1 protein-coding gene is annotated in these 1,242 nt (G+C 64.3%); it reads right to left on the reverse strand.

What is annotated here, in order from left to right:
* Positions 1 to 1,114 (reverse strand): IS21 family transposase (istA, locus tag EOB49_RS33925; protein ID WP_127383506.1); only part of this gene is annotated, 1,114 nt, incomplete at its 3' end.
* Positions 1,115 to 1,242 lie beyond the last annotated feature (128 nt).

A 1,242-nucleotide genomic window follows, 5' to 3' on the forward strand; every position in this document is an offset into this window, starting at 1 on the left:
CCACCTCGCCCGCATGACGCACGATAACGCGGCCGCCCAGCACCACGACCTGGACGCTCTCCCCGATCAGCCGCCAGGGAACCGAGTAACTGTTCGTGTCCAGGTCGATTGCGCAGTCTGCCTGGACCTTGCGCACGAGATCCCGCAGTTGCCCGAACGGCGCCCGTCCGCCCAGAGGGCGGAGCGCCATGTCTTCTTCGGCAAAGCGCTCCGCAGGAGCCACCCCGGCCGTGCCATGCACACGCTGATCGGCAATCTCGCGCGTCCACCGTTCCAGATGCGGCTCGAACGCCGCCCAGTTCTCGAACCGGCGGCCGACAATCGCATTGTGCTTGACGTAGCCGACCCCGCGTTCGTCCTTTCCCTTCGTACGCGCCCGGTAGGGCGCACAAGCCCGTGGCGTAAATCCCCAGTAGCGGGCAAAGGCGTGCAGCCGCACATTGAAGCGCACCTCCCGCGTCGCCGCATCGTGATGTTCGACCAGCGCCTTCGGATTATCGAACAGCACTTCCGTTGGAACCCCGCCGAAGCGAAGGAAGGCTCCTTCCATCCCCTCCAACCAGTCCGCCTGGCGCTCCCGAAGCGAGGGACGGATATGCAGCCGACGCGAGTAACCCAGCGTTGCCACAAACAGGTGCACCCGAACACGCTCGCCGCCGATCCACGCCCGCGTGTCGCCAAAGTCGATCTGCATCTGATGTCCCGGCGCCGTCTCAAACCGAACCGTTGCGCGCTTCTGCACCCTCAACTCCCGACGCCAACCCTGCACCCGAAGCTCCACCGACCGAAGCCCTATGACGATCCCATGTTCGCTCTCCAGTTCCTGGCGCACCACATCGGCGTTGCCACCATGGCGGAAGAAGCGCTCCCGCAGCCAATCGTCTAGCCCGTCAAACGCGCTCCGCCGCACAGGCTTGCGAAACGGAACAGTCCCGCCTTCGCGCAGATACCGACGCACCGTGTTGCGCGCGCACCCGAATTCCTTCGCCAGCCGCTTCGCTCCCCAGCCAAGCTCATGCAGCCGCAGCATCGCTGCCACCTCTTCAGGCTGAAGCATCTCCTCTCCCTGCATCGTTCTCGACAATGCAGGAATCGCCGAAATCCCAATCGTCATTCATGCCTCCTCTCATAACCGAGGGGGTCAGTTCTTCATTTCGTCAGGGGGTCAGTTTCTCAATTCGCCCGACACCGCGACGGCAACCATCCCCGGCCGCAGCTGGGGCTGCTGCCTTCAGGCGAGTC

Source organism: Mesorhizobium sp. M7A.F.Ca.MR.148.00.0.0, from assembly GCF_003997735.1.
Taxonomy (GTDB): Bacteria; Pseudomonadota; Alphaproteobacteria; order Rhizobiales; family Rhizobiaceae; genus Mesorhizobium.